This is a genomic window from Azonexus caeni (assembly GCF_048146105.1).
Taxonomy (GTDB): Bacteria; Pseudomonadota; Gammaproteobacteria; order Burkholderiales; family Rhodocyclaceae; genus Azonexus; species Azonexus aromaticus_B.
Map to the genome: position 1 here is coordinate 64996 of NZ_JBKJAD010000018.1, position 26829 is coordinate 91824.

The window sequence follows — 26829 nt, forward strand, 5'->3', positions numbered from 1 at the left end:
AGACTACTCAGCAAGATGGGTGCCACGCGCCAAGCCACTGATTTTCAACAATAAGCAACCAAACCAGGCTTGTCGCCTTTGCGACAAGCCTGGTGCTTGCTCAGACGCGCAGGCTGGCGCCGAGCTTTTCCAGCAGCTTGGGGCCGAGCCCCTTGACCCGCAGCAGCTCGGCGACCGAGGCGTAAGGACGGCCGGCGACGATGGCCGCCGCGACGGCGCGGCTGAGCCCCTTGAGCGCTGCCAGTTCTTCGACGCTCGCCGCGTTGACCGAGACCGTGGCGGCCTGCGCCGCGACAGCCGGCGCTTTCGCTGCCTTCTTCGCCGCCGGCTTGGCAGGCGAGGCGGTCGGCGCTGGTGCCACAGCGGCGGATGCCACCGCTGCGACCAACGGCAGGTTGCGGTAATCGCGCGTCAGGTAGCCGCTTGCCGTCCATTCGCGCAGCATCACGGTCAGCGCCGCGCCGGCCGGGTCGACCGCCGGCACCGTGTAGCGGCAATCCGACCAGGCCTCACCGCCGGCCAATTGACCGAGGACCAGGCTGGCCACCGGCGTGCCGGTCCAGGCGCCACCGGCGTAGGGGCTGTCCAGCGCCCACACTTCGAGCGCCAGCGTGCCGCTGAGATTGTCGGCGGCACGCGGGTTGGCGATGCTTTCGATGACGATCTCGGCGAGCCCATCGGCGATCCGGCAGTCGAGCGCGCCGCCCAGCGTCGGCTGGACGAAGTACTGGGGCGTCGGATAGATCGCCAGGTCGCGGACCTCGACGCCACCATCGGTGTCACCGGAAACCAGCATCAGCGCCATCGTGAAGGCGTCGTGTCCGGCCGGCGGCAAGGCAGCAACGCAGGCATCGACATTGAAACAGCCGGGCAACGGCTGCAGCGGAAATTCGCCGACCTTGACGCCGGCCGGTGCGCGCTCGGCAAATCCGGCGCCGCTCGCCCACAGTTGCAGCGACCAGGTGCTGCCATCCTGCAGATCGCTGGCGGCGAGCGTGACTTCGGCGTTGAGATGGACGCTATCGCCAGCGAAGCGATAGCCATGGTTGGCACCGAGGGCGGTAGCCGGGGACGAGGTTGCGGACACGGTCTTCTCCGGGAAAAAGGCCGCGCATTATAGACCGCAAAATATTTAAATCAATCAATCGCTTAAGGCGATTTTTTATGCACAATGAAGGTGCATCCAAAAAACCTCGCTTGTCGCAAAAACGACAGATGGCCGGTTTCCCGGCCATCCGGATTCACAGCGCCTGGAAGGCGAAGATTGCCATGCAGGTCGGCGGGAAGGCGGCCAGGAAGAGGCCGACGAAACTGATCGACTCGTCGTCGAAATAGCCCTTGAGGATGGCGACGCCGGCCGGGTTCGGCGCGTTGGCGATGACCGTCAGGCCACCGCCGGTCACCGCGCCGGCGACGATCGCGTACTTGAACTCCATCGACACGCCGTCAACCAGCGAGGCCAGGTAGGTCAAGGCGGCGTTGTCGGTCACCGCGGTCAGCGCGGTGGCCAGGAAGTAGAGCACGGTCGGCTCGACCCCGGTCAGCGCCGCCTGCAGCCACCATTGCTGCAAGCCACCGAGGACCACCAGGCCGGCGAGGAAGAAGGCGACCATCAGGCCTTCGCGCAGGATCAGCCGCTCCTGGTGCCGCTTGTAGGCTTCGGTGTAGCCGAGGAAGAAAAGGAACAGGCCCATGAAGACCACGGCATGGTGGGCAAAGAGGACGACGCCGACGAGGAAGATGACGTGCACCGAAGTCACCGCCACCGGCACCACTGAGCCGCTTTTGCCACCGAGCGCGCCCTTGCCGGAAAGTTCCTGGCGGAACATCCAGGTCAGCACAGCGGCGTTGGCGAAGACGGCGACGGCGGATTTCCAGCCGAAATGGGAAATCATGAACAGGGTGTCCCATTGCCACTTGGCGGCGACCATCAGCACCGGCGGCGCCGCGAAGTGGGTCAGCGTGCCGCCGATCGAGACGTTGACGAAGAGGACGCCGATGGTCGCGTACTTGAGGCGGGTCGACAGCCCTTGCTGGAAGAAACGGTCGCGCAGCATCAGCGCCGCCAGCGTCATCGCCGCCGGTTCCGTGATGAAGGAGCCGAGCATCGGCACCACCGCCATGCACAGGAAATAGGTGGATAGCGCCCGGTTCATCGGGATCATCGCCGCCGCCTGCTGGATCAGCGCCGCGACGGCGACCAGGATCGGCCGGCTGGCGGCCATCACCATGATCACGAAGACGAACATCGGCTCGGTGAAATTGCGCCCTTCCAGGTAATGCACCGCGGCATTCTGCCCGGACAACAGGAACAGCGAGGCGATCAGGACGAAAGCCCAGAAACCGAACACCACCTCGACCTCGGCGAGCAGGTGCCAGAGCCCGGCATGGCGGGGATTGATGTGGGCGAGATGAGCGAAGAATTTGGTGGAGAAGGTGTGCAGCACGGCGATCGCGAAGATCACCGTGGCGACGATTTCCGGGGCACCAATCCCGCCGCCGGCAGCAGCGGGTGGCGCGATTTCGGAACTGGCGAAGGCCAGGGCAGGCAGAGACAACAGGGACAGCGCGAGAAAACGTAGCATGGTGGATGGCGACCAGGAAATATTAGGAAAACCGGATGTATTGTCGACTGCCCGACTCAAGTTTTCAACAGTTCAAAACGCATTTACGGCAATTCATTCCTCATCGTCGTCGGCGTCCTTGCGCGGCACGGTCGCCGGATCGCAGATGATGGCCCGGTAGATCTCGACGCGGTCACCGGGGCGCAGCGCGCTGTCGAGCTTGGACAACTTGCCGAAAACGCCGACCTTCTGCACGTCGAGATCGATCTGTGGAAACTGCTTGAGAATGCCGGAGCGCTCGATCGCCTCGCGGATCGTCGCGCTGTCGGGCACTTCGATGTTGAGCCAGATTTGCTGGCCGGGTTCGGAATAGGCAACGCCGATCTGCATGGCGATTCTCCTTAAGCGGTGGCCGGCGTGGCGGCCGCCTGGGCGCGCGCGGCCAGTTTCTGATCGATGATGCGCTTGCCGGCCAGCATGAAGCCGAGCACGGCGAAGCCCCCGGGCGGCAGGATCATCAGCAGCGCGCCGCCGTAACCGGGCACCTGCACTTCGAGGAAGGCAAAGGCCGGGCCGAGCAGTTGCGAGGCCTGCGCGAACAGCGTGCCGCTGCCGAGAAACTCGCGCACCAGGCCGATCAGTGTCAGCGCGCCGGTGAAACCGATGCCCATCGCCAAGCCATCGACGGCGCTCGCCAGCACGCCGTTCTTCACCGCGTAGGCTTCGGCCCGGCCGAGGATGGCGCAATTGACGACGATCAACGCGATGAACAGGCCGAGCACCTTGTACAGCTCATGCACCCAGGCATTCATCGCCAGGTCGACGATGGTCACCAAGGTTGCAATCAGGACGACGAAGACCGGGATTCGCACCTGGTCGCTGACCGTCTTGCGGATGATCGAGACCAGGATGTTGGACACCACCAGCACCGCCGTCGTCGCCAGCCCCATGCCCAGGCCGTTGGTGCCGCTGGTGGTCACCGCCATGGTCGGGCACAGCGCCAGCATCTGGGCGAAGACGACGTTCTGCTCCCAGAGGCCGTCCTTGACGATGGTTCCGTAGTTGTTGTCGCTCATGATCCGCTCCCGGCCGTGATGTCCTGCTTGCGGGCGGCGTAGAACTCGAGCCCGCCCTTGACCGCCTTGACCACCGCGCGCGGCGTGATGGTAGCGCCGGCAAACTGGTCGAAGACCCCGTTATCCTTCTTGACGCCCCACTTCTCCGGCGCCGGATCGCCCAGCGACTTGCCGTTGAAGTCGAGCACCCAGTCGTCCTTCTTCACCTCGATCTTGTCGCCCAGGCCGGGCGTCTCGCTGTGCTTGAGGATGCGCACGCCGAGCATGCGACCGTCGGCGTCGACCGCCATCAGGATCTGGATCTCGCCGCCGTAGCCGCGTTCCGCCACCTTGAACAGCGCCGCCTTCAGCTCGCTGCCATGGCGGGCGCGATAGACGGTGACGGTCTTGCCGTCCCGCTCGAGTTCGACCGTGTCCTTGAGGAAGTCGTTGTCGGCCAGCCCGGCCGGCAGCACTTCCGACAGCGAATCGCGCAGATCCTTCGCTTCGGCGGCGGCAATCGCTGGTCCGGTCTGGCCGGAGACCGCTGCCAGGGAGGCGCTGGCGAGCAGCGCGATGGTGCCGAGCAGGATCGGCTGATAAGCCAGTTTGTCGCGCAGGGTATCGAAATTCATGTCAGGCGTTCTCCGGAATGTCGAGCGGCCGGCCCTTGCGGTCGCGACCGAGGACGCGCGGCTTGACGAAGCGGTCGATGACCGGCGTCAGCGCGTTCATCAGCAGCACGGCGAAGGCCATCCCCTCCGGGTAACCGCCAAAGCTGCGGATCACCCAGGTCAGGAAGCCGACGCCGAGGCCGAAGATCAATTGCCCCGTCGCCGTGTTCGGCGACGTGACGTAATCGGTGGCGATGAAGAAGGCGCCGAGCACCAGCGCCCCGGACAGCAGATGCGCCTCGGGCGCCAGAAAACGCGCCGGATCGACGCCGTGTGCCAGCGCCGCCGGCAACGCGACGCCGAGGAAGACGCCGAGCGGCGCATGCCAGGTGATGACGCGGGTGACCAGCAGGTAGAGGCCGCCAGCCAGCAGCAGGAGCGCCGCCGACTCGCCGAAACTGCCGGCGCGCAAGCCGACCCAGGACATCGCCGGGGCGTTGCCCAGCGCGTGCAGCAGATCGCTGCCGCGCGCCAGCTCAGTCTTGGTATGACCGAGCAAGGTGGCGCTGGTCATCGCGTCGGGCACCGGCAGACTGGTCAGGAAGATGCGCAGCCCGGCGATGAAATCCGGCGGCACCGTCGTCGCCATCGCTTCCGGCAACACCCACTGCGTCAGCGGCAACGGGAAGGAGACGAGCAGCGCGACGCGGGCGACCATCGCCGGGTTGAAGACATTCTGGCCGACCCCGCCGAACACCTGCTTGCCGATGACGATGGCGATGAACCCGCCGACCACCGCCACCCACCACGGCGCCCAGGGCGGCAGCGTCATCGCCAGCAGCCAGCCGGTGAGCACCGCCGAACCGTCGAACAGCGTGCGCCGGATACGTACATTGCCGGCCAGCTTGAGCGACAGCGCCTCGAAACCGACGCAGGAGAGGATGGTCAGCAACCACAGGAAGAACGACGGCCAGCCGTAGAGCCAGAAACCGTACAAGGTTGCCGGCACCAGCGCGAACTGGACGCGCAACATCGTCCGGCCGACCGAATTGCCGCCGTGAGCATGAGGCGAAGCCACGGGCTGGGTGGTGATGGAGAGGGGAGTCATGAGGGGGTTCCTCGTTGGGGTGCTTGGTATTCGGGAGTTGCTTGCGAATCTGCTTGCTGAACCGCTGTTTTCCGCGCCGGACGGGCGGGCATCTTGGGTTGATTGACCGCTGGGTTGCGCGCCTGACGCGCGGGCGTGTTTGGTTGATTAACCGCTGGGTTCCGCCGTTGACCGGCGGGCGTACTTTCTTCTTGCTTCGCCAAGAAGAAAGTAGCCAAAGAAGAAGGCGACCCTAGGTCGGCGCCCGCTGCGCGGGTGCCCTGCGCTACTCGCCGTTGGCGGGGGCTGCGCAACTCGGGGCTTTGCCCCTCAGACAGTGCTCGCCCTTTTCCCGCCAACGCCTGCGTTGCTCGGCGCCTCCCAAGGGGCCCGGCAAACCGAGCGCTGCTGAGAGAGTCATGTTTTAAACCTTGGCCATTCAGCAGAGACGCCTTTTGGGGCCCCCATGTGGAGCGCCGAGCAACGGAGAAGGGCCGGGGGAAGTCGGCGAGCACTGTCTGAGGCCCGCAGGGCCGAGTTGCGCAGCCGCCCGGCCCTTCGAGTAGCGCAGGGGAGTCGACGCAGCCGACCGCGTAACCTGGGGTGGCTTTTTCTTTGGCTACTTTCTTTTTTCCACAAAAAAGAAAGTACGCCCGCCGGTCAGCGGCGGAACCCAGCGGTTCAACAACCAAGCACGCCCGCGCGTCAGGCGCGGAAACAGGCGCCTCCGAAACCAAAGCCGCCCACCGCTCAGCAGCGGAATCCGCCAACTCAAGCCAGGCGCAAGCCCCCAATCTCATACCACCCCCTGCCCCTCGGCTGCCGAAGCCGACGCCGCCTTGGTCGCGGCTTCGGCCGCTGCCTTGGCCGCCGCCGCGGCTTCCCGTTCGGCCTTGCGCTTGGCCGCGGCTTCCGCCCGTTCGCGGGCTTCGCGCTCGAGGCGTTCCTGGCGTTGCAGGGCGAGTTTCTTGGTCGCGTCGTTGCGTAGCTTGCTGCGATCCTGGGCGGCGAGTTCGCCCTTGGCATGGACGAAGTACTGGACCAGCGGGATCTGCGACGGGCAGACGTAGGCGCAGCAGCCGCAGGCGATGCAGTCCTTGAGACCGTAGGCGACCGCTTCGTCGTAGGCTTCGCTGCGGATGCGGGCGCTCATTTCGAGCGGCAGCAGCCCCATCGGGCAGGCCTTGACGCAGGAGCCGCAGCGGATGCACGGGTTCGGGTCGCGGGCCACGACCTCGTCGGCGTCGAGCGCCAGGATGCCGCTGCTGCCCTTGACCACCGGCACCCGCCAGTGCGGAATCTGCATGCCCATCATCGGCCCGCCGAGCACCCGGCGGGCGAGGCCGAGGCCGTCGCCCTTCAAGCCGCCGGCGAAGGCCAGCACTTCCTCGGCCAGGGTGCCGATGCGCACCTCGATGTTGCCCGGTTCGCTGGCGCAGTTGCCGTTGACCGTCAGCAGGCGCGAGATCAGCGGCTTGCCTTCGCGGATCGCGGCGCGCACGGCGAGCGCGGTGCCGACGTTATGGACGATGACGCCGATGTCGAAGGTGCGGCCGTCGGCCGGCACTTCCTTGCCGGTCAGCACCTGCACCAGCTGTTTTTCCGAGCCCATCGGGTAGCGCGCCGGCACCGGCCGGATTTCGACCTTGTCGACACCGGCGGCGGCGGCCCGCATGGCGGCGATGGCTTCCGGCTTGTTGTCCTCGATGCCGACCAGGGCGACAGCGGCGCCGGTGGCGTGGAGCATGATGCGGATACCGTCGACGATGGCCGCCGCATGGTCGCGCATCTGGCGGTCGTCGCAGGACAGGTAGGGTTCGCACTCGCCGCCGTTCATGATCAGCGTCGTCACCTTGGAACGCGAGGCGCCGTTGAGCTTGACCGCTGACGGGAAGGCGGCACCGCCCAGGCCGACGACGCCGGCGGCGGCGACCCGCTTGCCGATTTCCGCCGGGTCCAGCGCGAAGGGATCGGCGCAGCCGTGCAGCTCGCCCCATTCGTCAAGGCCGTCGGCTTCGAGAATGATCGCCTGCAGGCTCAGACCGGAGGGGTGCGGCGCGGTGATTTCGGTGACGGCGGCGATGCTGCCCGAGGTCGGCGCGTGCAGCGGCGCCGAGATCATGCCCTGCGCCTCGGCGATCAGCTCGCCCTTCTTCACTTTCTGGCCGACCAGCACGACCGGCCGCGCTGGCGCCCCGAGATGCTGCTGCAGCGGCAGGAAGAGCCTGGCCGGCACCGGCATCGTGCGCACCGGGCGATCGGCCGCCGGCCGCTTGTGATCTTCCGGATGGACGCCCCAGTCGTCGCCGAGGACATGCTTGAACAGATTCATGAAGCCCATGGTTTTCGCTCTCACGCAGTCAGCGGCTTGGGCATCACCCAATGCTGCAGGGTGACCGGGACCGGCTTCATGAGCAGCGCCTCGGTCGGACATTTCTCGACGCAGGCCGAGCAACCGGTGCAGGCCTCGCGGAAGACGTTATGTACCTGCTTGGCGGCGCCGATGATGGCGTCGGTCGGGCACACCTTGGAGCAGCGGCAACAGCCGATACAGAGTTCTTCTGCGACGACGGCGATCTTCGGACCGTCGTCGCCGAGCGCCGAAAGATCGACGGTGATGCCGAGCTTGGCGGCAATCGCCGAAGCCAACGCCTTGCCGCCGGGCGGGCAGCAGGTCGGCGGCGCCGTGCCGGCGACGATCGCCTCGGCCGCCCCGGGGCAACCCGGGAAGCCGCACTGGCCGCAGTTCGAGCCGGGCATCATGGCGATCAGTTCTTCGACGACGGGATTGCCCTCGACCTTGAGGACGCGGTTGGCAAGGCCGAGCACGACACCGAGCGCGGCGCCGAGCAGGGTCAGGCTGAGGATGGCGGCGATCATCGGATTCCTCCTTTTCAGACGTTGAGGCCGGAAAAGCCCATGAAGGCCAGGGCCAGCAGGCTGATCGTGACGAAGGCGACCGGCGCCCCGGCGAAGGCGGCGGGTACCCGGGCCAGCGCGACGCGTTCGCGCAGGCCGGCGAAGATGAGCAGCACCAGCGTGAAGCCGAGCGCCGAACCGAAGCCGTAGAGCAGGCTCTTGAACAGGCTGAACTGCTGCTGCACGTTGAGCAGCGCAACGCCAAGGACGGCGCAGTTGGTGGTGATCAGCGGCAGGTAGATGCCGAGCGACTGGTAGAGGCCAGGACTCGACTTCTTGATGAACATCTCGGTGAATTGCACGACCGAGGCGATCACCAGGATGAAGCAAAGGATGCGCAGGTAGCCGAGGCCAAGCGGCTGCAGCAACCAGTTGTCGAGCATCCACGAAGCGGCGCTGGCGAGCACCAGGACGAAGGTCGTCGCCAGGCCCATGCCGAAGGCGCTGTCCACGCTCTTCGAGACGCCCATCACCGGGCAGAGGCCGAGGAACTTGATCAGCACCACGTTATTGACCAGCGCGGTGGAGAGCAGCAATAAGAGGATTTCGCTCATGGACGGAAGTCTCGAAAGGAAGATCACCGCCAGTACTGCATAAGCCGTGCCATCCATCGCCAAGGCCCTGGGCGGGCCATTCCGTGCCCATTTTCCAGAGCGCACACCAAAGTGGTGCGTTTTCTCCGCAACACTTTGTCGCAAAGCCCACAGGAAAATTGTCGAATTCCCGCCCAAGCCCCGCCAAACCGTGCATTTCAGAAAATCCGCAGGGTGCGGCACGAAACCTGCTTTAAACACCGCATCGTTTTTGACGCCCCTGCGGAGTACCCCATGCCGGCCCAGACTCAACCCGAGACGCCCAGCCTTCAGGACCTGAAGGATCTCCTGCCGCCCGACGTCTATCGCCAGGCGGTCAGCCAGGCCGATCTGGCGATCTCGATCACCGACCCGAAGGCACGCATCCTTTACGCCAACGACAGCTTCAGCCGGATCACCGGCTACAGCGCCGAGGAAATCGTCGGCCTCAACGAATCGGTGCTTTCCAACCACACCACGCCGCGCGAGCTCTACCAGGAAATGTGGACCGCGCTGCAGGCGCACCAGCCGTGGTCGGGCAAGCTGCTCAACAAGCGCAAGTGCGGCGGCACCTACCTTGCTGAAGTGTCGATCACGCCGGTGCACAACGCCGCTGGCGAAATCACCCACTTCCTCGGCATGCACCGCGACGTCACCGAACTACACCGGCTTGAGCGTTCGCTACGCAACCACAAGCACCTGATCGAATCGGTGGTCGATGCGGCACCGGTCGCCTTCGCGCTGCTCGACCCGGCCGGCCGCGTCGTCCTCGACAACCAGGAATACAAGAAGCTGGTCACCGACATGCGCGCCAAGGAACCGGCGCACCGCCTGCTCGATGCGCTGGCGCCGGAATGGTACGAGGCGCTGGCCGGCGACATCCGGCGCTGCGAATTCACCAACCGCGAGATGCGCCTCGACAGCCCGGTCGGCCGCGCCCGCTGGCTGTCGGTCAGCGCCTCGGCGATCGAGATGCACAACGACTGCGCCGACAGCTATTTCTGCGCCGCCGGCCAGCCCGGCCTGCTGCTGGTGATTTCCGACATCACCAACCTGCGCGAGGAACAGGAGCGCGCCAAGGGCGCCGCTTTGAAGGCCTCGCTGGCCGACGAGGAACGCACGGCGGCGATCCGCGAGGGCCTGTCGGCCGCCGTCTTCCGCCTCGAGGAACCGCTCAACGTGATGGCGTCGGCGATCGCCGTGCTGCAGCGGCGCGACCCGGGCAGCGCCGAGATGCTGCGCCATGTGCTGGAAACCAGCCGCGAACACGTCGAGTCGCTGCGCCAGGTGATTCCGCAGAGCCCGCAGGAAATGGTGGTGCGGGTCAATCTCAACGAAATCCTGCGCGACGTTCTCGAAGTGTGTACGGCGCGCCTGCTCAAGGCCGGCATCACCGTCGACTGGCAGCCGTCGGCAGTGCTGCCGCCGCTGCCCGGGCGACCGCTGCAACTGCGCATGCTGTTCAAGGCGCTGGTCGAGAACGCGATCGAAGCGATGAACGTCAAGGGCTGGCCGCGCCGCGAGTTGCAGATCAAGAGCGAGGTGATCGACGACTGCATCCGCGTCTCGGTCCTCGACAGCGGCCCCGGCATCCCGATGGAGTGGCGGCACAAGGCTTTCGAACCCTTCTTCACGGCCAAGAACGGCAGCGGCAAGCACATCGGCACCGGCCTGTCGCGCGCCCAGCAGGTGGTCGCCGACCACGGCGGCATCATCGATCTCGACGAGAGCCCGAGCGGCGGCTGCGCCGCCATCGTCGAATTCCGCGTCGACGGCGACCCGATCTGATCAGGACCATGAGCATGCAGGAACACCACACCATCCACAACGCCGACGACTGCCCCCCGGAAGGCGGCTTCTGCCGCACGCACGAACTCAACATCCTGCTCCTTTCCGCGCTCTATGCGGTGAGCCGGGAACTGAGCCGGTCGCTCAACTTCCGCGAATCGCTGCGCGAAGTGCTGCGCGTGCTGCACGAGGAAGCCGGGCTGACGCGCGGCCTGATCGGCGTCGTCGATGCCGAAAGCGGCAAGCTCGCCGTCCATACCATCTACAACCCGGACGGCCCGGACGCCGACACCGCCCAGTACGGACCGGGCGAAGGCATCATCGGCCTGATCCTGGAGCGGCCGCGCAGCATCAAGCTGATGCGCGTCGCCGACGAGCCGCGCTTCCTCAACCGGATGCGCATCTACGAGCCGGAACTGCCCTTCATCGCCGTGCCGATCAAGGTCGGCGGCAACCTGCAGGGCGTTCTCGCGGTCCAGCCGGAAGCGCCGGAAGACGGGCTGCTCGAGGAACGCGCCCAGTTCGTCGAAATGGTCGCCAACCTGATCGGCCAGAACCTGCGCCTGGCGATGGACGTCGCCCAGGAAAAGTCCTCGCTGCTCGAGGAACGCGACCTGCTGCGGCGCACCGTCCGCCACCAGCACGGCTTCGACAGCATGGTCGGCCATTCGGCGGTGATGCGCCGGGTCTTCGACCAGGCCCGGATGGTCGCCAAGTGGAACACCACCGTGCTGATCCGCGGCGAAACCGGCACCGGCAAGGAACTGATCGCCAACGCCATCCACTACAACTCGCCGCGCGCCCGCAACATGCTGGTCAAGCTCAACTGCGCGGCGCTGCCGGAAAACCTGCTCGAATCCGAACTCTTCGGCCATGAGCGCGGCGCCTTCACCGGCGCCGTCGAAGCGCGCAAGGGCCGTTTCGAGCAGGCCAACGGCGGCACCCTGTTCCTCGACGAAATCGGCGAAGTTTCCGCCGCCTTCCAGGCCAAGCTGCTGCGCATCCTGCAGGAAGGCGAGTTCGAGCGGGTCGGCGGCAGCAAGACGATCAAGGTCGACGTGCGCATCATCGCCGCCACCCACCGCGATCTGGAAACCGCTGTCGAGATGGGCGACTTCCGCGAGGATCTGTTCTACCGCCTCAACGTCATGCCGCTCTTCCTGCCGCCGCTGCGCGAGCGGATCGAGGACATCCCGGACATCGCCCGCCACCTGCTGGGCAAGATCGGCAACGACCAGAAGCGCAAGCTGACGCTGACCGACATGGCGCAGCGTCGGCTGGCCAGCCACGACTGGCCGGGCAACGTGCGCGAACTGGAGAACTGCCTGGAACGCGCCGCCGTGCTCTCCGAAGACGGCCGCATCGACGTCGACCTGATCCGCTTCCCGAGTAGCCGCGAGCGCAGCTCCGGGCGGCCGCTGCGCAACGGCGGGCCGGCATCGTTCGCCAGCGCGCCGCCGGCAGCGCCCCCGGCGGAAGAGGTCGACCTCGCCGATCCCTCGCTGTCGGAACGCGAGCGGGTGATCGCCGCGCTCGAACAGGCGGGCTGGGTGCAGGCCAAGGCGGCACGCATCCTGGGCATGACACCGCGGCAGATTGCCTACCGCATCCAGACGCTGAACATCGAGGTCAAACAGTTCTGACCGCACCGGCGCGGCCGTGCTGGCACGGCCGCCGCGTCCTGCCGTAACATTCGCCGGCAAGAATCCCGCCGTCTCCGCCTCCATCCGCCAGGAAAGCCTCATGCAGCGTTCGCCCTTCATCACCAGCGCCATCGTCGAAGTCGTCTTTCTCAACGCCCTCCTCTTCATCGCCGGCCTGATCGGCATGGCCACCCACGGCTGGCTCGCCATCGACTGGCTGTGGTTCGCCTGCCTGATGGCCTTCGGCATCGGTAGCGGCTTCTTCTACCTGCACAAGCTGCGCGTCGCCCTCGACCCGCTCAACCATATTTCCCGCATCGCCGGCGAAATCGCCCAGGGCATCATCGGCAAGCGGATTCCGCCGAACAACCGGCGCGACGAACTGGGCACGGTGTGCAACAACGTCAACGCCATGCTCGACCAGATGGAAAGCTGCTTCGGCAAACAACGGGCCGCACTCAAGGCGGCGAGCGAAAACCGTTTTGGCGAAGCGATCGACAGCCAGGGCCTGTGCGGCGTCTTCCGCGAAGCGGTCGACCAGGGCAACCAGTCGCTCGCCATCCTGCTGCGCAACTATCACAAGGAAATGCGCAACAACCTGCTGTCCCGCCTCGGCCAGTTGAACGAGGAAAACCTGTTGAAGAACATGCGGACGATCCAGAACGACATGCTCGGCATCGTCGCCGCCACCGACGCCCTGACCCGGCTTTCCACCGCCAACGCCGACGCCGCACAGGAAAGCAACACGGCGATTGCCGCCGTCGTCGCGGCGATGAACCGCCTGGTCGACAAGATCGAGGACACCGGTCACGCGATCGTCGAATTCAACGCCCACCGCGAGGAAATCGCCCGTTCGGTGACGCTGATCGCCAGCATCGCCGACCAGACCAACCTGCTCGCCCTCAACGCCGCCATCGAAGCCGCCCGTGCCGGCGAGCACGGTCGCGGCTTCGCCGTCGTCGCCGACGAAGTACGCAAGCTGGCGGAAGACACGATCAAGGCCTCGACCGCGATCTCCGGCGTCATGCAGACGCTGCAGGGCGATGCCGAGCGCATGCTCGCCAACTCCGGCGAAATGCGCGACATCGCTTCCGAATCGCGCGCCACCATCGGCGATTTTGACACCCGCTTCGCCGGTGTCGCCGGCGCTTCGTCGCAGGCGCTGGAGCAGATCCACTACATCCACGACGTCAGCTTCGCGGCGCTGGCCAAGGTCGACCACTTCATCTACAAGCAGAACGGCTACCTGGCGATCAACCACGGCCTCGACTCCGACAACGCCCGGGCGGTCGAGGTCAACGAGCAGTCCTGCCGCCTCGGCAAGTGGCTGGGCCAGGACGAAACCCTCACCATCTTCGGCAAACTCGGCAGCTTCCGCCGCATCAGCGACCCGCACCGCACGGTGCACCAGAGCATGCACCGGGCGATGGAACTGCTGGCCAGCGGCTGGGAGACCGACTACGCGATCCAGGAGAAGCTGCACGGCGCCTTCGAACACGTCGAATCGGGCAGCGACGGCGTCATCGCCGCACTCGACGCGATGGTCCACGAGAAGCACGGCAGCCGCTGAAACCCTGGCCTGCGTTGCTCTTGTCGCGAACCCGACAAGAGCAACGCAGGCCAATCCACTGAAAACAAAGCATTAATTACTGGCATCACCTTTGCTAAGGATTCTCCATCGACAAGGAGAATCTCATGCCAAGACCGAAGAAACACGTACTCGTCTGCGTCCAGGGCCGTCCCGCCGGCCATCCGCGCGGTTCCTGCCAGGACAAGGGCTGCGCCGCCACCTGGCAAGCCTTCTCCGACGAGTTCACCGCCCGCAACCTGTGGAACTCCGGCTTCCAGCTCACCAACACCGGCTGCCTCGGCCCCTGCCACCTCGGCCCGACGGTGATCGTCTATCCGGAAGGCACGATGTACGTCGGCGTCAAGCCGTCCGACGTCGGCACCATCATCGACGAGGACCTGATGTTCGACCAGCCGGTCGAACGCCTGAAGGCCCCCGCCGACGTCTGGGCCTGACATCATGGCTCTCGTCCAGTACGAAATCGGCGACCTCGTCTATGCCGCCACCGACATCCTCAACGACGGCGGCATGCCCGGCATCGAAGAGGAAGAAGGCCTGATCGCCGCCGTCGGCTCGCGCGGCGTGGTGGTGCAGTTCGGTCACGTCGAAGCCGACCCGGACCAGGAAATCTACCTAGTGCGCTTCGAGAACGGCCCCGACGGCGCCCTCGGCGACCCGGTCGGCGTGCTGCCGGAAGAGCTGACCCAGGAACTCGCGGTGAGCGCCTGAGCATGGGCGGAATCGGCATCTTCTTCGGCACCGACACCGGCCGCACCCGGCTGGTGGCCAAGCAGATCGCCAGAAAGCTCGGCGAGCTGGCGGCAACCCCGGTCAACATCGGGCGCAGCACGCTCGCCGACTTCCTCGCCTACGAACGCCTGATCGTCGGCAGCCCGACTTTGGGCGATGGCGAACTGCCGGGCGGATCGACCGGCCTGAGCCAACCGAGCTGGGAAGAATTCCTGCCGCAACTGGCCGACGCCGATCTCGCCGGCAAGACCATCGCCATCTTCGGCCTCGGCGACCAGCAGAAGTACCCGAACGAATTCGTCGACGCGATCGGCATCCTGCACGACGCCTTCGTCGCCCGCGGCGCCCGCGTCGTCGGCCACTGGCCGGTCGCCGGCTACGAGTTCACGGCATCGCGGGCGGTCGACGGCGACCACTTCCGCGGCCTGGCGCTCGACCAGCACGGGCAAGCCAGCCTCAGCGAAAGCCGCATCGACACCTGGCTGGAACAGATCAAACCGGAGCTGCTGCGATGAATACCAATCCCTGGTCGCTACCCAAGAGCCGTTCCCTGCGCCGCCTGCTGGTCAGCCTCGACGAGCAGTTCGGCGAAGCCTGCGACATTGCCCCCGACAATGGCGCCGACCCCGACATCGTCACCCTGCGCCACCGCGAACTCGCCAACCTGCGCGCCCACATCTACCTGCACGGCCAGCGCCCCGGCACTTACGGCGTCTTCTTCGAATACCCGCACCCGGTACCCGGCATCCTCGAAGCAGAGGAGAACCTGCCGCTACCCAAGGCGCTGAGCAGCCTGGCGCTGCACTTCGACGCCTGACACCGGCGGCTCAGTCGTCGGCCACCTCGGCCAGCACCCGGACCGGCAAGCCGCCGATGCTGCGCACCGCATCGAGCAGTGCGACCTCGCCAGCAGCTTCGCCACGAAAGCGGCGCAGATGCACCCAGCCACCGTCCCGCACGGAAACCCGGTAGGTATCGGGACCATCACTTTCGTCGCACACCGACCATTCGCCCAGCGCCGCCCATTCGATGAAGAATTCGCCGATTTCGCCGGCCATCCACAAGCGGCCCATCGCCTCCGCGACACCGGGCAAGGCGAGCAGCGCATGGCGCGACACCAGCACGCCGTCGCTGCGTAGCTCGATCCAGTTCTTGCCGCAGGCGTAGCGCCAGGGTGCCGTCACCACGGGTCCGCCCGCCGCCGCCACCAGCTTGCCCTGCATCCATTCCGCTGCCAGCGCCGGCGGCAGACGACGCAGACGCCGATGGTATTGGCGGACCAGCACCGCCAGTCCGGCCAGCGGCAGCAGGCTCAGCCCGAGGCCGAGCAGCAGGCCAGCCTCGCTGACCTGGCCGACCACGGCAAAACCGATCAACGGACCGGCCAGTGCTGTCGCCAGACAAGCGAGAATCGCCCCCAGGCGAGGCTTGGGCGCGGCCGGCAGCGGCGTGCGCTTGTAAGGATGGTCGGCCATCTCAGCCGCCCCCCTGCCCCGGCGTTCCCGGTGCATGCTGTTTCCACACCCGGCGCAGGTCGCGCGCCGAGGCGAAGCCGGCGCCCTCGGCGGCGCACTCGACGCTCTGCCCCTGGGCAATCAGCTGGCGCGCCAGCTCGACGCGCAGGCCGTGGCGGTAGTCAAGAAGGCCGATCCCGGCCTCGTTGCGGAACAGCCGGCTCAAATGCCGCGGGCTGACATGCACCTGCGCCGCGATCTCGCCGACCGAAACATCCGCCGCCGGATCGCGGGCGATCAGGTCCTGCGCCTTGTGCACCGCCGGATGCAGGTGGTTGCGATGGGCCAGCCAGGGCGACAGCTGCGGGTCGGCGCCGGTGCGCCGCAGGTAGATCACCATGCGCCGCGCCACCTGCGTCGCCAGCAAACCGCCGGCAAAGCGTTCGACGATGGCCAGCGCCAGGTCGACGCCGCCGGCGATGCCGGCCGAGGTGAACACCGATCCGTCCTCGACGAACATCCGGTTCTCCAGCACCTGCGCGCGCGGCGCCCAGTCGCGCAGCATGCCGATCAACGCGTGGTGCGTCGTGCACCGGCGACCGTCGAGCAGGCCGGCACGCGCCGCCAGCAAGGCGCCCGAGCAGATGCAGGCGAGCCGGTGGCGGGCCGGGTCGAACTGCGCGTGTAGCCAGTCGATGATCGCCCGCGCCGCCGGCGTCGCGTAATCGCGCGGTTCGTCCTCGGTGCCGAGCAGGAAGACCAGCGTCCCGTCGGCCAGCGTTTCCGGTAGCGGATCAACGCGATTGACGACGCCCAGCGAATTGACGCACTCGGCTTGCGGCCCGGCCACGCACAGGCGGAACGGCGCGCCGGCCTGCGCCGCCATGTGGATGACCTCGGCCGGCCCGGCGAAATCGAAGGCCGTGTGTTGCGGATGCAGGATGAACAGCATGTCCATGGAAAACTCCCGATCAGGCCGGACGCAGCAAACCCGGCGCGTCCGCCGCGCCAGTGTCGCACGAAGCACTACCGGGTAGTTCGGCGGCGTACCCCAGGCGGCGCAATTCGGCCACCAACCCGGCAGCGCCGACGCCGGCCACGATCACCCGGCCCCCCCGCCGCCGCCACAACCAGAAGCGCAGCGCCAGCGGCACGCCAACGCCGGTGAAAGTACGCTCGACCGGCACCGGCCAGCCCTCGGCAGCACCCAGCGCCACCGCCGCCGCGCCCTGCCACCAGCGCTCGAACACCAGCCGCAACAGCGGCGAATCGCCATCGACACCGGCTGGCAACGGCAACAACAACAGGACTTCGCGTTCCATGATCGTCTCCCGTGACGGTTTCCCTGGAGACGAAGCTTAGGCGGCTGCCGGAACGCGCGACAGACCGGAACGGGACCCGAAGCGGACGGAATCGGACACGAAGGACGTTCAACCATGCTGTGCAGACATGCGCCGTGCCCCTCATCGGAAAAACTTTTTGTCATATGCCGATGGCTTCAACCTAGAATAGCGAGCAATCAATTCAAGCTCACCGAGACGAGGACAAGCCATGGCAAACCAGATTGACTACAAATTCATCAGCGATCGCGAAGGCGGCAGCGTTACGGAGGCCTACGTTCCGGCGAGCGAGGTGAGCAAGAGCGGCGTGACGGTGGCGACGGGTTTCGACCTTGGCCAGCGCAACGAATCGGACTTGAACAACCTCGGCCTGTCCGCCGACCTGGTCACCAAACTCAAGCCTTATCTCGGCAAGACCGCCAAGGCGGCGAGCGATGCGCTGAGCGCCAAGAGCCTGACCATCTCGGCGGCGGAGGCGACCGAGATCGACAAGGCGGTGAAGGCCAAGGAAGTCGATAAGCTGAAGCGCCGCTACGCGGCCGCCATCGACAACACCGCGAAAACCGACTTCTATTCGCTGCCGCCCGAAGCACAAACCGTCATTGCCTCGGTATCCTTCCAGTACGGCGACCTCAGCGCCAAGACGCCGAAATTCTGGAAAGCCGTCAGTAGCCAGGACTGGGCCGAAGCGGTCAAACTGCTGCGAGCCTTCGGCGACGCCTACCCGACGCGGCGCGGACTGGAAGCCACCCTGCTGGAGAAAATCGTCAAGTGAAGCGCCTCCTCCCTCTCCTCCTCGTTGCCGCCTGCACCGCCGTGCCGGGCAAGCCCGGCGAGCGCGAAATCTTCAACGCCGGCCTGCGCCAGGCCTGGGCGAACGAGGCGCAGACGATGAGCGCCGTCCGGCCGCCGCTGCGCTTCGCCAACGGCCGCACGGTGCGCGATTGTCACGGCTACCTGGCCGAGCGAGGCAGCGGCACGATCGACGAAGCGGTCAACAATCGCGCTATCGCCCAGGCCTACCTGGTGTGCGACGCGCTGGCCCAGCTCGACCAGGCCAAGGCGCTGGCGCCGGCGGCGGCGCTGCCGCCGTCCTACGGCCGCGAACTGCTGCAGCGCCTGGACCTGCGCAGCTTCCCGTCGTCGCTGCGACCGCGCCTGGGCGAGAAGTTCACGCTCGCCGCCATCGGCGACGCCGTGCCGCAGATCGAAACGCACGCGGTGACGCTGGAGACCGAAGACTGGCGCTACCGCTTCGAGGTCATCGCCGACATCGTCGCCGCCGACGGCGGACGCGAATGGCTGGTCTGGTTCAGCGACGAGGCCAAGGCTGGCAACTATCGCGGCTACGCGACGCTGCGCCTGCCGGTGAGTACGTCCCGGGGACTGATCGCGGCGATAGCTGCGCCTTGATCCGGTTACGCCGCGCATCAGTCTGCCAACGAGAAATCCTCCTGGCAGCCCGTAGCCGGCAAGCTGCACCAATCGCCGTACCAGACATCATGACGCCCCAGCACCCGGATTGAGTGCTGCGGGCGTTGCGACGGAGGCGTCGCTTCCCCCCGCGTGGGCGCCCAGGCCGCCGCCGAGGGATTTGTAGAGCGCCACCCGGTTGGCGATTTCCTCGTGGCGCAGCGCCAGCATTGCCTGCCGCGCGGTGTCGAACTGGCGTTGCGCGTCGAGCAGTTCGAGACGGCCGTCGAAGCCGGCCTGGTAACGTTGCCGGGACAAGGCCAGGCGGCGTTCGGCGGCGTCCTGCGCCCGTTGCTGCGCGGCGATCTGGCGGTCGAAGGTGGCGATGCCGGCGAGGGCATCGGCGACTTCGCGGAAGGCGTTCTGGATGGCGCGTTCGTACTGGGCGACGGCCTCGGACTTGCGGACCTCGGCCAGGCGCAGTTCGGCGCGCAAACGGCCGCCCTGGAACAGCGGCTGCGACAGTTGCGGGGCGAAACGCCAGACCTGGTGGCCGGGTGCGAACAGGCCGCCGAGCGCGCTGCTGGCGTAACCGAAGGATGCGGTCAGCGAGATCTGCGGAAAGAACGCGGCCCGCGCCGCGCCGATATCGGCATTGGCCGCCACCAGCATCTGTTCGGCCTGGCGTAGATCGGGCCGGGTCAATAGCAGATCCGACGGCAAGCCGGCCGGCAGCCGGGCGATCACCGGCTGCCCGGCGAGCGGCAGGGCGGCCGGCAAGTCGCCGGGCAGTTCGCCGCCGACCAGCAACTGCAGCGCGTTCGCCGCTTGTGCCTCAGCGCGCCGGCGCGCTTCCAGCTCGGCTTCGGCCAGCGCCGCCTGGGCCTCGGCCTGGGCGACATCGAGGCTGCTGCTCTGTTCGGCCTGCTTGAGCAGGCGGGCCAGGGCCAGCGATTGTTGCCAATCGGCCAGCATGCGTTCCGCCAGCTGCCGTTGCTCGACGGCCAGCTGCTGCGCGAAATAAGCCTCGGCAACCGCGCCGACCAGGGCGATGTACACCGCATCGCGCCCATGTTCGCTCGCCAGGTAGCGCGCCAGCGCCGCATCGGACTGCGCCCGCACGCGGCCGAAGAGATCGAGTTCGAAAGCGCTGACCGCGACATTCACTTCGGCCTGCCGGCTCACCGAGCGGGTCGTACGGCCGCCGCCGTCGGTTGCCAGGGCCCGCTCGCGCGTCTGCGTCGCGGCCAGGCCGACGGCGGGCAACAGTCCGGCGCGCTGGACGTTCGCCATTTCCTTTGCCGCCTGGACGTTGAGCGCGGCCAGGCGCAGATCGCGATTGTGCTGCAGGGCCAGCTCGATCAGCCGTTGCAGACGCGGATCGCCGAACATCGCGCGCCAGCCGAGTTGGCTGGCCGGCACGGCCGACGCGGCAGGCTTCGTCGACAGCGGGAAATTCGCCGGCACGGGCGGCGGCGGCAGCTTCAGCAAGGGCGTCAGCGAGCAGGCAGCGAGACCGCCGATCAGGGGAAGGCTCAGGAGCAGGCGCATCATAGGTTTTCCCCGGTCGGCGCGATGACGCCGCGTTGCGCGCGCCATGCGGCAATGCGTTCCAGCGTGCCGATGACGAAGACGAAAAATGCCGGGACGAAGAACACCGCCAGCAAAGTACCGCTGAGCATGCCGCCGAACACGCCGGTACCGATGGCATGCTGGGATTCCGCGCTGGCGCCTCTGGCCAGCATCAGCGGCAGGACGCCGAGGGTGAACGCCAGCGAGGTCATCAGGATCGGACGCAGGCGCAGACGCGCCGCCGTCACTGCGGCGTCGACCAGCGTTCGCCCCTCGGCGTGCAACTGGCGGGCGAACTCGACGATGAGAATGGCATTCTTCGCCGACAGGCCGATGATGGTAACCATGCCGACCTTGAAGAACACGTCGTTGGGCATGCCGCGCAGGATCACCGCGAGTACCGCGCCGAGCAGCCCGAGCGGCACCACCAGCAGCACCGACAGCGGAATCGACCAACTCTCGTAGAGCGCCGCCAGGACCAGGAAAACGACCAGCGCCGAAAGCAGCATCAGCAACGGCGCCTGCGCCGCCGACTGGCGCTCCTGCAGCGATTGCCCGGTCCAGGCGACGGCAAACCCCGGCGGCAACTGCGCCGCCAGACGCTCCATCTCGTCCATCGCGGCGCCGCTGGAAACCCCGGGTGCCGCGCTCCCGGCGATACGTACCGCCGGAAACCCCTGAAAGCGCATCATCTGCTGCGGCGACTCGGTCCACTCAGCCCTCACCACCTCGCGCAGCGCGACCATGCCGCCGCCGGCGTTGCGCACGCGCAGGGCGAGCACATCGTCGAGCTGCATGCGCGCCGGCGCGTCGGCCTGGAGGATGACCTGCTGCATGCGCCCGGCGTTGGGAAAATCATTGACGTACAGCGACCCCATGGCCGCCGACAGCGTATTGCTCACGGCGGCGAAGGAAAGCCCCATGGCCTCGGCCTTCTGGCGGTCGATCTGCAGGCGGATGCTGGCGCCGGGCGGCAAGCCGTCGGGATAGACGTCGCTGACTGCCTTGCTTCCGGCGGCGAGCGCCAGCAGGCGGGCCTGCGCCGCCAGCAGCGCCGCTTCGCCCCGATTGGCCCGATCCTGCAGATAGAAGGTGAAACCGGAGGAAGTGCCCAACTCGTCGATGGCCGGCGGCATCAGGCTCATCACCGTGCCTTCGACATTGTCGGCCATCGCCTGCTGGGCGAGCGCCGCCTCTTCGCTCGCGCTGGCGCCGTTGCGCTGCCCCCAGTCCTTGAGCATGGTGAAGGCCATCGCCGCATTGGGGCCGGAGCCCGAGAAGCTGAAGCCCTGCACCACCAGGTTCACGTCCAGCGCCGGGCGCGTCGCGACATGCGCCTCGAAGGCCTTGACCACGTCCAGCGTCCGTTCGCTGGTGGCGCCGGTCGGCAACTGGATCGAGGTCATGAAGTACCCCTGATCCTCCTCGGGCAGGAAGGACGACGGCAACTGCCAGACGGCAAGCGTCAGCAAGGCGCAGATCACCGCGAACGCCGCCATCATCCGGCCGCTACGCCCGAGCAGGCGCCTGACCCGCTCGCTGTAGCCGGCGCTGAAGCGTTCGAAGGCGCGGTTGAAAGCGCCGAAGAAACCGCGCTTGTGGTGATGATCGGGGGCGACCGGGCGCAACAGGGTGGCGCATAGCGCCGGCGTCAGGCTCAAGGCGAGCAGCGCCGAGAACAGGATCGACACCGCCATCGCCAGCGCGAACTGCTGGTAGATCACGCCGACCGATCCGCTGGCGAAGGCCATGGGAATGAACACGGCGGTCAGCACCAGGGTGATGCCGATCACCGCGCCGGTGATCTCCCGCATCGCCTGCACCGTCGCTTCGCGCGGCGAGAGTCCGTGGCTGGCCATCAGCCGTTCGACGTTCTCCACCACGACGATGGCATCGTCGACGATGATGCCGATGGCCAGCACCATGCCGAACATGGTCAGGGAGTTGATCGAAAACCCGGCCACCAGCATCAGCGCGAAGGTGCCGAGCAGCGCGATCGGCGCGACGATGGCCGGAATCAGCGTGTAACGCAGGTTCTGCAGGAACAGGTACATCACCAGGAAAACCAGCAGCATGGCTTCCAACAGCGTGTAGATGACCTTCTCGATCGACAGCTTGACGAAGGGCGCGGTATCGAACGGCACCGAGTAGGCCATGCCCGCCGGCAGGTTCGCCGCCAGTTCCGCCAGGCGTGCACGCACGGCAGCGGCGGTGCGTACCGCGTTGCCGCCCGGCGCCAGCTGGATGGCGGCACTGGTCGCCGGCACGCCGTTCTCGCGGTTGGCAAAGGCGTAGGACTGGGCGCCCAGTTCGACCCGCGCCACGTCGCCGAGCAGCACCTTCGACCCATCGGCTCCGGCACGCAGAACGATGGCGGCGAACTGCGCCGGCGTCGTCAGTTGCCCCTGGACGGTCAGCGGCACGGTCAGGCGCTGCCCGGGCAAGGCCGGCTCGTCGCCGATCCGGCCCGGGGCAATCTGCACGTTCTGCTGCTCGATGGCCAGCGCCAGGTCGTTCATCGTCAGGCTATAGGCGGTGAGCTTGTCCGGATCGACCCAGACCCGCATGGCCTGCTCGGCGCCGAACACTTGCACGCGGCCGACCCCTTCGATACGACGCAGTTCCTGGACGACATTGCGCGCCAGATAGTCGTTCAGCGCGACTTCGTCGAACTGGCCACCGGGCGAAGTCATGCCGACCATCATCAGGAAGCCGGACGCCGCCGACTCGACCTGCAGGCCGTTCTGCCTGACCGCCTGCGGCAGGCGCGGCTCGACCGACTTGATGCGGTTCTGCACGTCCACCTGGGCCAGCTCGGGGTCGGTGCCCGGTTTGAAGGTGGCGGTGATCTGCGCGCTGCCCGAGGTATCGACCGAGGATTCGAAGTACAGCAGATTCTTGACCCCCGACAGTTCGCGTTCGACCAGGGTCACCACCGAGTCGTTGAGCGTCTGCGGCGTGGCGCCCGGATAACTGGCGTAAAGGCTGACCGATGGCGGCGCCACCGAGGGGTAACGGGCAATCGGCAGTTGCGGGATGGCGATCACGCCGGCGAGCACGATGAACAGGGCGATCACCCAGGCGAACACCGGGCGCTTGATGAAAAACTGCGGCATGGCGGGCGCTCCCGACTCAGTGACCGGCGGCAGCGGGCTGCCAGGCACGGGTGACGACCGGTGCATCCGGACTGAGGCGTTCGATCCCTTCGATCACCACCTGCTGCCCGGCGCTCAGCCCGGAGACTACGCGGTAGCGGCGCCCGACCAGTTCGCCCAGCTCGATCGCCCGCTGCTGCGCAAGGCCGCGCATATCGACCACCCAGACGCTGGCCTGGTTTCCCCGGCGCTGCACCGCCTGCTGCGGCACGCTCAAGGCCGCCGGATAGTGCGCGCGTCTGACGCGGGCCCGGACAAACATGCCGGGCAGCAAGCGATGCTGCGGGTTGTCGACCAGGACCCGCAGCAGTACGTCGCCGGTTCCGGCGTCCACCTCGATCCCGGAAAACAGGATGCGCCCGCTCAGTTCCATGGGCTTTCCTTCGCCGTCCAGAATGTCCACGGCCAGTGCAGAAGCGGTCGGCTCGGCCTGCTGGCGCAGGGATTCCAGCGCCGCCGCCGACTGGCGGACATCGACATAGACCTGGTCGATCTGCTGGATTCTCGCCATTGGCGAAGCATCGCCCGGCGCCACCAGCGCACCTTCGCTGACCAGCGCCTGATCGACCCGTCCGGAGATCGGTGCCTCGACGCTGGCAAACCTCAGGTCCAGACGTCGGCGCGCCAGCGTTGCCTTGGCCTGGGCCAGTTCGGCCGCCGCCTGGTCGCGCAGCGCTACCGCGTCGTCGTAAGCCTGGCGGCTGACCGCCTCGGCCCGCATCAGCGGGGCCATCCGGTCAACCTGGATTGCGGCCCGCGTATGCGCCGCCTCGCTCCGCTGCAAGGCGGCGGCGGCACTGTCGGCTTCGGCCGCGAACGGCGCCGGATTGATCTGGAACAACACGCTGCCGGCCTTGACTTCGCTGCCTTGCTCGAAGCGGCGGTGCTGCACGATACCGCCGACCTGGGCGCGCACCTCGGCGCTGCGCAAAGCCGCCACGCGCCCCGGCAGATCCTCGCTGACGGTCAATGCCTGTGCTTCGAGGGTCATCACCGATACCTGAAGCGGCGCGTTGGGCGCTTTGTCTTCAACCGCCGGGCCGCAAGCGGCCACCCCGAGCAGGAGCGCCCCGGCAAACAGGATGCGCGCAAAACCTTTTATGGAACCCATGCCAAACCTGACCTCGTCAATTGCCTATTGCCGCCCGGAGGCGGTAGAAATACGACCGGAGGACGAGTCTGGCGCACAGCTGTCGAGGCGGTTTCGAGGCTTTTTGGAGAAAATGTGGAGGCGGCGATAAGATGCGCCCATGTCCGAATCCCCCCCACCCGCCGCCCCGGCCCAGGCGCTCGTCCTGATTGCCGAAGACGAACCCGAGATCGCCGAAATCCTCAGCGCCTACCTGCAGCGCAGCGGGCTGCGCACCCGCCATGCCGGCGACGGTCGGGAAGTCCTGGCCATGCACCGGGCGCTCAAGCCGGATTTGCTGCTGCTCGACGTGCAGATGCCGCAGCTCGACGGCTGGCAGGTTCTCGGCGAAATCCGCACCCGTGGCGACACGCCGGTGATCATGCTGACCGCGCTCGACCAGGACATCGACAAGCTGATGGGCCTGCGCCTGGGCGCCGACGATTACGTGGTCAAGCCCTTCAACCCGGCCGAAGTGGTGGCGCGGGTGCAGGCGGTGCTGCGACGCAGCCGGGCGGCGCCGGCCAGCGCCACGCAAATGCTGCGGGTCGGCCCCTTCCAGATCGACCCGGAAAGCCACGAGGCCAGCGTGGACCGCGACGGCCAGCAGCAACTGCTCGACCTCACGCTGACCGAGTTCAAGCTGCTCGCCTGCCTGATGCGCGCGCCCAAGCGCGTGTTCAGCCGCGGCGAACTGCTGGCCAACTGCCTGCCCGAGGGCGACACCCAGGAGCGCACCGTCGACAGCCATGTCAGCAAGCTGCGCAAGAAACTGGAGGCGCTGGGCATCGACGGCGTCCCGGCCAGCGTCTGGGGCGTCGGCTACCGCTTCGGTGGCGACGCATGACCCCCTCGCACAGCCTGCGCCGGCAGCTCATCCAGTCGCTGGTGGTGATGGCGCTGGGCATCATCCTGATCTCGGTCTTCGGCTCCTACGCCTTCTATGCGCTGGCCCTGGCCTATCTGCCGGGCAGCATCTCCGACACCTGGATTCCCTCGCAGGTCGAAACGGTGTGGATCGTGTGCACCGTCGTCGCCGCGCTGGCGATGGCGGTCTTCGTCGCCATCCGCCTGTCGCGGCGCATCCTGACGCCGCTCAACTCGGTCGCCCACAGCCTGCGCGAAGTCGCGCAGGGCAAGCTCGACGCCCGCGCCGTCATGGATGCGCAAGCCCAGGGCGAAACCGCGCAACTGGTCAGCGACTTCAACACCATGGCCGAACGGCTGCAAGGCATGAGCAGCGAACGCGAGTTCTGGAACGCCGCCATCGCCCACGAACTGCGCACGCCGGTCACCATCCTGCGCGGCCGCCTGCAAGGGCTGGTCGACGGCGTTTTCTCGCCAAGCAGCCAGTTGTTCGACGGTTTGTTGCGCCAGGTCGAAGGCCTCAACCGCCTGATCGAGGATCTGCGCGTCCTCAGCCTCAAGGAAAGCGGCCACCTCGAACTGCAGCGCGGCCGGCACCCGCTGGCCGAAGAGCTGGACAGCGTGCTGCAGGTCTTCTCGCCCCGCCTCAGCGCCCAGGGATTCACGCTGCACCCGGCAATCGACGCCAGCCTGCAGGTCGATTGCGACCCGGTGCGCATCCGCCAGGCGCTCATGGCCCTGCTCGAAAACGCCTTGCAGCACGCCACCCCCGGCCGCCTGACCGTGCGCCTCGAACAAGCCGGTGAGCTCTGCCAGCTCAGCGTCGAGGATCAGGGACCAGGCCTGCCGGCCGAACTCGCCGCCAGCGTCTTCGAAGCCTTCCGACGCGGCGATCCCTCACGTTCGAACAAGACGGGCGGCAGCGGCCTCGGCCTGGCAGTGGTCAAGGCCATCGCCGAGGCGCATGGCGGCCAGGCGTACTGCCAGACCTCGGATCAGGGCGGCAGCATCTTCGTGATCGCCTGGCCGGGGTAAAACCCAAGGGGTGACGGGAATCCCCGGGTTTTACGAAGTCGCGCGTGCCTAGCTACTGAACCGGGGGCATTTAACTAACTCGAATCGACCCGAAGCGAAAGTTGGCTCTGGCTCTCTGTGGACCGGACGTCCTTTCCAGCGGGCAGATATCGTGCCTACACAATGTTCGAGAACTCCCGAGTTCGACAGTTAAACGCGTAAGTTGTTGTTTCATATGAACCGCAGTTCAAAAACGTGTACTACAAGAGAGAAAGTTGCTGAGGTTGCGTCGGTTTTTTCAATCTCAATGCGGCAAAAACGCG

26 protein-coding genes are annotated in these 26829 nt (G+C 66.9%); 11 read left to right on the forward strand and 15 right to left on the reverse strand.

Features of this window, described 5'->3' with window-relative positions; genetic code table 11:
- Window positions 1–100: 100 nt before the first annotated feature.
- The 9 genes from ACLIIZ_RS15675 to rsxA form a co-directional block, all read right to left on the reverse strand.
- Window positions 101–1087 (reverse strand): ComEA family DNA-binding protein, encoded by a 987-nt coding sequence (locus ACLIIZ_RS15675; RefSeq protein WP_416693682.1) that lies wholly within the window; start codon window positions 1085–1087, stop codon window positions 101–103.
- 154 nt (window positions 1088–1241) lie between these two features.
- Window positions 1242–2558, reverse strand: a complete 1317-nt coding sequence (locus ACLIIZ_RS15680) for a putative Na+/H+ antiporter (RefSeq protein WP_416693685.1) — start codon at window positions 2556–2558, stop codon at window positions 1242–1244.
- Between the two features lie 120 nt (window positions 2559–2678).
- Window positions 2679–2954, reverse strand: a complete 276-nt coding sequence (locus ACLIIZ_RS15685) for an RnfH family protein (RefSeq protein ID WP_416693686.1) — start codon at window positions 2952–2954, stop codon at window positions 2679–2681.
- Between the two features lie 11 nt (window positions 2955–2965).
- Window positions 2966–3640, reverse strand: coding sequence for an electron transport complex subunit E (locus ACLIIZ_RS15690; protein WP_416693688.1), 675 nt, complete (start codon window positions 3638–3640; stop codon window positions 2966–2968).
- Window positions 3637–4254 carry an electron transport complex subunit RsxG gene (gene rsxG, locus ACLIIZ_RS15695; RefSeq protein ID WP_416693689.1) on the reverse strand — a complete coding sequence of 206 codons (618 nt, stop codon included), beginning with the start codon at window positions 4252–4254 and terminating at the stop codon, window positions 3637–3639. Before rsxG ends, ACLIIZ_RS15690 begins: the two co-directional genes overlap by 4 nt.
- A 1-nt stretch (window position 4255) precedes the next feature.
- Window positions 4256–5341 (reverse strand): RnfABCDGE type electron transport complex subunit D, encoded by a 1086-nt coding sequence (locus ACLIIZ_RS15700; RefSeq protein WP_416693690.1) that lies wholly within the window; start codon window positions 5339–5341, stop codon window positions 4256–4258.
- 775 nt (window positions 5342–6116) lie between these two features.
- Window positions 6117–7652: an electron transport complex subunit RsxC gene (rsxC, locus tag ACLIIZ_RS15705; protein ID WP_416693691.1), complete on the reverse strand. Its 1536-nt coding sequence runs from the start codon at window positions 7650–7652 to the stop codon at window positions 6117–6119.
- A gap of 20 nt (window positions 7653–7672) precedes the next feature.
- Window positions 7673–8200, reverse strand: a complete 528-nt coding sequence (locus ACLIIZ_RS15710) for an RnfABCDGE type electron transport complex subunit B (RefSeq protein WP_416693692.1) — start codon at window positions 8198–8200, stop codon at window positions 7673–7675.
- A gap of 14 nt (window positions 8201–8214) precedes the next feature.
- Window positions 8215–8793 carry an electron transport complex subunit RsxA gene (gene rsxA, locus ACLIIZ_RS15715; RefSeq protein WP_416693694.1) on the reverse strand — a complete coding sequence of 193 codons (579 nt, stop codon included), beginning with the start codon at window positions 8791–8793 and terminating at the stop codon, window positions 8215–8217.
- A gap of 273 nt (window positions 8794–9066) precedes the next feature.
- On the opposite strand from rsxA, the gene nifL reads away from it, so the two are divergent.
- The 7 genes from nifL to ACLIIZ_RS15750 all read left to right on the forward strand — a co-directional run bounded on the left by nifL (window position 9067) and on the right by ACLIIZ_RS15750 (window position 15379).
- Window positions 9067–10599: a nitrogen fixation negative regulator NifL gene (gene nifL, locus ACLIIZ_RS15720; RefSeq protein WP_374327195.1), complete on the forward strand. Its 1533-nt coding sequence runs from the start codon at window positions 9067–9069 to the stop codon at window positions 10597–10599.
- A gap of 8 nt (window positions 10600–10607) precedes the next feature.
- The gene (gene nifA / locus ACLIIZ_RS15725) at window positions 10608–12242 is read left to right on the forward strand and encodes a nif-specific transcriptional activator NifA (protein WP_416693697.1); all 1635 of its coding nucleotides are present in this window, start codon (window positions 10608–10610) and stop codon (window positions 12240–12242) included.
- A 100-nt stretch (window positions 12243–12342) separates the two neighbouring features.
- A complete protein-coding gene (locus ACLIIZ_RS15730) occupies window positions 12343–13812 on the forward strand; it encodes a methyl-accepting chemotaxis protein (protein WP_416693699.1) in 1470 nt (489 codons plus the stop codon).
- Window positions 13813–13937: 125 nt separating this feature from the next.
- The gene (locus ACLIIZ_RS15735; RefSeq protein WP_416693701.1) at window positions 13938–14267 is read left to right on the forward strand and encodes a (2Fe-2S) ferredoxin domain-containing protein; all 330 of its coding nucleotides are present in this window, start codon (window positions 13938–13940) and stop codon (window positions 14265–14267) included.
- 4 nt (window positions 14268–14271) lie between these two features.
- Window positions 14272–14541, forward strand: a complete 270-nt coding sequence (locus ACLIIZ_RS15740) for a nitrogen fixation protein NifZ (RefSeq protein WP_416693702.1) — start codon at window positions 14272–14274, stop codon at window positions 14539–14541.
- Between the two features lie 2 nt (window positions 14542–14543).
- Window positions 14544–15077: a flavodoxin gene (locus ACLIIZ_RS15745; protein WP_416693703.1), complete on the forward strand. Its 534-nt coding sequence runs from the start codon at window positions 14544–14546 to the stop codon at window positions 15075–15077.
- Window positions 15074–15379: a hypothetical protein gene (locus tag ACLIIZ_RS15750; protein ID WP_416693704.1), complete on the forward strand. Its 306-nt coding sequence runs from the start codon at window positions 15074–15076 to the stop codon at window positions 15377–15379. The genes ACLIIZ_RS15745 and ACLIIZ_RS15750 overlap by 4 nt, the downstream gene beginning before the upstream one ends.
- Before the next feature lie 10 nt (window positions 15380–15389).
- Here ACLIIZ_RS15750 and ACLIIZ_RS15755 read toward each other — a convergent pair whose 3' ends face one another.
- Genes ACLIIZ_RS15755 through ACLIIZ_RS15765 form a run of 3 tightly spaced genes read right to left on the reverse strand, consistent with a single transcriptional unit; the run spans window position 15390 to window position 17338 of the window.
- On the reverse strand, window positions 15390–16037 hold the full coding sequence (locus ACLIIZ_RS15755; RefSeq protein WP_416693706.1) for a hypothetical protein: 648 nt from the start codon (window positions 16035–16037) through the stop codon (window positions 15390–15392).
- 1 nt (window position 16038) lies between these two features.
- On the reverse strand, window positions 16039–16974 hold the full coding sequence (locus ACLIIZ_RS15760) for a GlxA family transcriptional regulator (RefSeq protein WP_416693708.1): 936 nt from the start codon (window positions 16972–16974) through the stop codon (window positions 16039–16041).
- Window positions 16975–16987: 13 nt separating this feature from the next.
- Window positions 16988–17338, reverse strand: a complete 351-nt coding sequence (locus tag ACLIIZ_RS15765) for a hypothetical protein (RefSeq protein WP_416693709.1) — start codon at window positions 17336–17338, stop codon at window positions 16988–16990.
- Window positions 17339–17567: 229 nt separating this feature from the next.
- On the opposite strand from ACLIIZ_RS15765, the gene ACLIIZ_RS15770 reads away from it, so the two are divergent.
- Window positions 17568–18131 (forward strand): pesticin C-terminus-like muramidase, encoded by a 564-nt coding sequence (locus ACLIIZ_RS15770; protein WP_416693711.1) that lies wholly within the window; start codon window positions 17568–17570, stop codon window positions 18129–18131.
- Complete coding sequence (locus ACLIIZ_RS15775) at window positions 18128–18769, forward strand: hypothetical protein (RefSeq protein ID WP_416693712.1); 642 nt, start codon at window positions 18128–18130, stop codon at window positions 18767–18769. The genes ACLIIZ_RS15770 and ACLIIZ_RS15775 overlap by 4 nt, the downstream gene beginning before the upstream one ends.
- 87 nt (window positions 18770–18856) lie before the next feature.
- Here ACLIIZ_RS15775 and ACLIIZ_RS15780 read toward each other — a convergent pair whose 3' ends face one another.
- From ACLIIZ_RS15780 to ACLIIZ_RS15790, 3 genes are read right to left on the reverse strand one after another with little or no spacing between them, the layout of a single operon-like run.
- Window positions 18857–20323 carry an efflux transporter outer membrane subunit gene (locus tag ACLIIZ_RS15780; protein WP_416693714.1) on the reverse strand — a complete coding sequence of 489 codons (1467 nt, stop codon included), beginning with the start codon at window positions 20321–20323 and terminating at the stop codon, window positions 18857–18859.
- Complete coding sequence (locus tag ACLIIZ_RS15785) at window positions 20320–23457, reverse strand: multidrug efflux RND transporter permease subunit (RefSeq protein ID WP_416693716.1); 3138 nt, start codon at window positions 23455–23457, stop codon at window positions 20320–20322. The genes ACLIIZ_RS15780 and ACLIIZ_RS15785 overlap by 4 nt, the downstream gene beginning before the upstream one ends.
- Window positions 23458–23473: 16 nt before the next feature.
- The gene (locus ACLIIZ_RS15790; RefSeq protein ID WP_416693718.1) at window positions 23474–24607 is read right to left on the reverse strand and encodes an efflux RND transporter periplasmic adaptor subunit; all 1134 of its coding nucleotides are present in this window, start codon (window positions 24605–24607) and stop codon (window positions 23474–23476) included.
- A 139-nt stretch (window positions 24608–24746) separates the two neighbouring features.
- Here ACLIIZ_RS15790 and ACLIIZ_RS15795 point away from each other — a divergent pair, with 139 nt between their 5' ends.
- Complete coding sequence (locus tag ACLIIZ_RS15795) at window positions 24747–25472, forward strand: response regulator (RefSeq protein ID WP_416693720.1); 726 nt, start codon at window positions 24747–24749, stop codon at window positions 25470–25472.
- The gene (locus ACLIIZ_RS15800) at window positions 25469–26527 is read left to right on the forward strand and encodes an ATP-binding protein (RefSeq protein ID WP_416693723.1); all 1059 of its coding nucleotides are present in this window, start codon (window positions 25469–25471) and stop codon (window positions 26525–26527) included. Before ACLIIZ_RS15795 ends, ACLIIZ_RS15800 begins: the two co-directional genes overlap by 4 nt.
- The last annotated feature ends 302 nt before the right edge of the window (window positions 26528–26829 follow it).

Excerpts from the sequence above, each read along its gene's own strand:
- ACLIIZ_RS15790 (WP_416693718.1), bottom strand. The coding sequence starts at position 24,607 with ATGGGTTCCATAAAAGGTTTTGCGCGCATCCTGTTTGCCGGGGCGCTC.
- rsxG (WP_416693689.1), bottom strand. The coding sequence starts at position 4,254 with ATGAATTTCGATACCCTGCGCGACAAACTGGCTTATCAGCCGATCCTG.
- nifL (WP_374327195.1), top strand. The coding sequence starts at position 9,067 with ATGCCGGCCCAGACTCAACCCGAGACGCCCAGCCTTCAGGACCTGAAG.
- ACLIIZ_RS15710 (WP_416693692.1), bottom strand. The coding sequence starts at position 8,200 with ATGATCGCCGCCATCCTCAGCCTGACCCTGCTCGGCGCCGCGCTCGGT.
- ACLIIZ_RS15770 (WP_416693711.1), top strand. The coding sequence starts at position 17,568 with ATGGCAAACCAGATTGACTACAAATTCATCAGCGATCGCGAAGGCGGC.
- ACLIIZ_RS15765 (WP_416693709.1), bottom strand. The coding sequence starts at position 17,338 with ATGGAACGCGAAGTCCTGTTGTTGTTGCCGTTGCCAGCCGGTGTCGAT.
- ACLIIZ_RS15780 (WP_416693714.1), bottom strand. The coding sequence starts at position 20,323 with ATGATGCGCCTGCTCCTGAGCCTTCCCCTGATCGGCGGTCTCGCTGCC.
- ACLIIZ_RS15690 (WP_416693688.1), bottom strand. The coding sequence starts at position 3,640 with ATGAGCGACAACAACTACGGAACCATCGTCAAGGACGGCCTCTGGGAG.
- ACLIIZ_RS15735 (WP_416693701.1), top strand. The coding sequence starts at position 13,938 with ATGCCAAGACCGAAGAAACACGTACTCGTCTGCGTCCAGGGCCGTCCC.
- ACLIIZ_RS15755 (WP_416693706.1), bottom strand. The coding sequence starts at position 16,037 with ATGGCCGACCATCCTTACAAGCGCACGCCGCTGCCGGCCGCGCCCAAG.
- ACLIIZ_RS15740 (WP_416693702.1), top strand. The coding sequence starts at position 14,272 with ATGGCTCTCGTCCAGTACGAAATCGGCGACCTCGTCTATGCCGCCACC.
- rsxC (WP_416693691.1), bottom strand. The coding sequence starts at position 7,652 with ATGAATCTGTTCAAGCATGTCCTCGGCGACGACTGGGGCGTCCATCCG.
- ACLIIZ_RS15745 (WP_416693703.1), top strand. The coding sequence starts at position 14,544 with ATGGGCGGAATCGGCATCTTCTTCGGCACCGACACCGGCCGCACCCGG.
- ACLIIZ_RS15750 (WP_416693704.1), top strand. The coding sequence starts at position 15,074 with ATGAATACCAATCCCTGGTCGCTACCCAAGAGCCGTTCCCTGCGCCGC.
- rsxA (WP_416693694.1), bottom strand. The coding sequence starts at position 8,793 with ATGAGCGAAATCCTCTTATTGCTGCTCTCCACCGCGCTGGTCAATAAC.
- nifA (WP_416693697.1), top strand. The coding sequence starts at position 10,608 with ATGAGCATGCAGGAACACCACACCATCCACAACGCCGACGACTGCCCC.
- ACLIIZ_RS15785 (WP_416693716.1), bottom strand. The coding sequence starts at position 23,457 with ATGCCGCAGTTTTTCATCAAGCGCCCGGTGTTCGCCTGGGTGATCGCC.
- ACLIIZ_RS15760 (WP_416693708.1), bottom strand. The coding sequence starts at position 16,974 with ATGGACATGCTGTTCATCCTGCATCCGCAACACACGGCCTTCGATTTC.
- ACLIIZ_RS15800 (WP_416693723.1), top strand. The coding sequence starts at position 25,469 with ATGACCCCCTCGCACAGCCTGCGCCGGCAGCTCATCCAGTCGCTGGTG.
- ACLIIZ_RS15700 (WP_416693690.1), bottom strand. The coding sequence starts at position 5,341 with ATGACTCCCCTCTCCATCACCACCCAGCCCGTGGCTTCGCCTCATGCT.
- ACLIIZ_RS15685 (WP_416693686.1), bottom strand. The coding sequence starts at position 2,954 with ATGCAGATCGGCGTTGCCTATTCCGAACCCGGCCAGCAAATCTGGCTC.
- ACLIIZ_RS15795 (WP_416693720.1), top strand. The coding sequence starts at position 24,747 with ATGTCCGAATCCCCCCCACCCGCCGCCCCGGCCCAGGCGCTCGTCCTG.
- ACLIIZ_RS15730 (WP_416693699.1), top strand. The coding sequence starts at position 12,343 with ATGCAGCGTTCGCCCTTCATCACCAGCGCCATCGTCGAAGTCGTCTTT.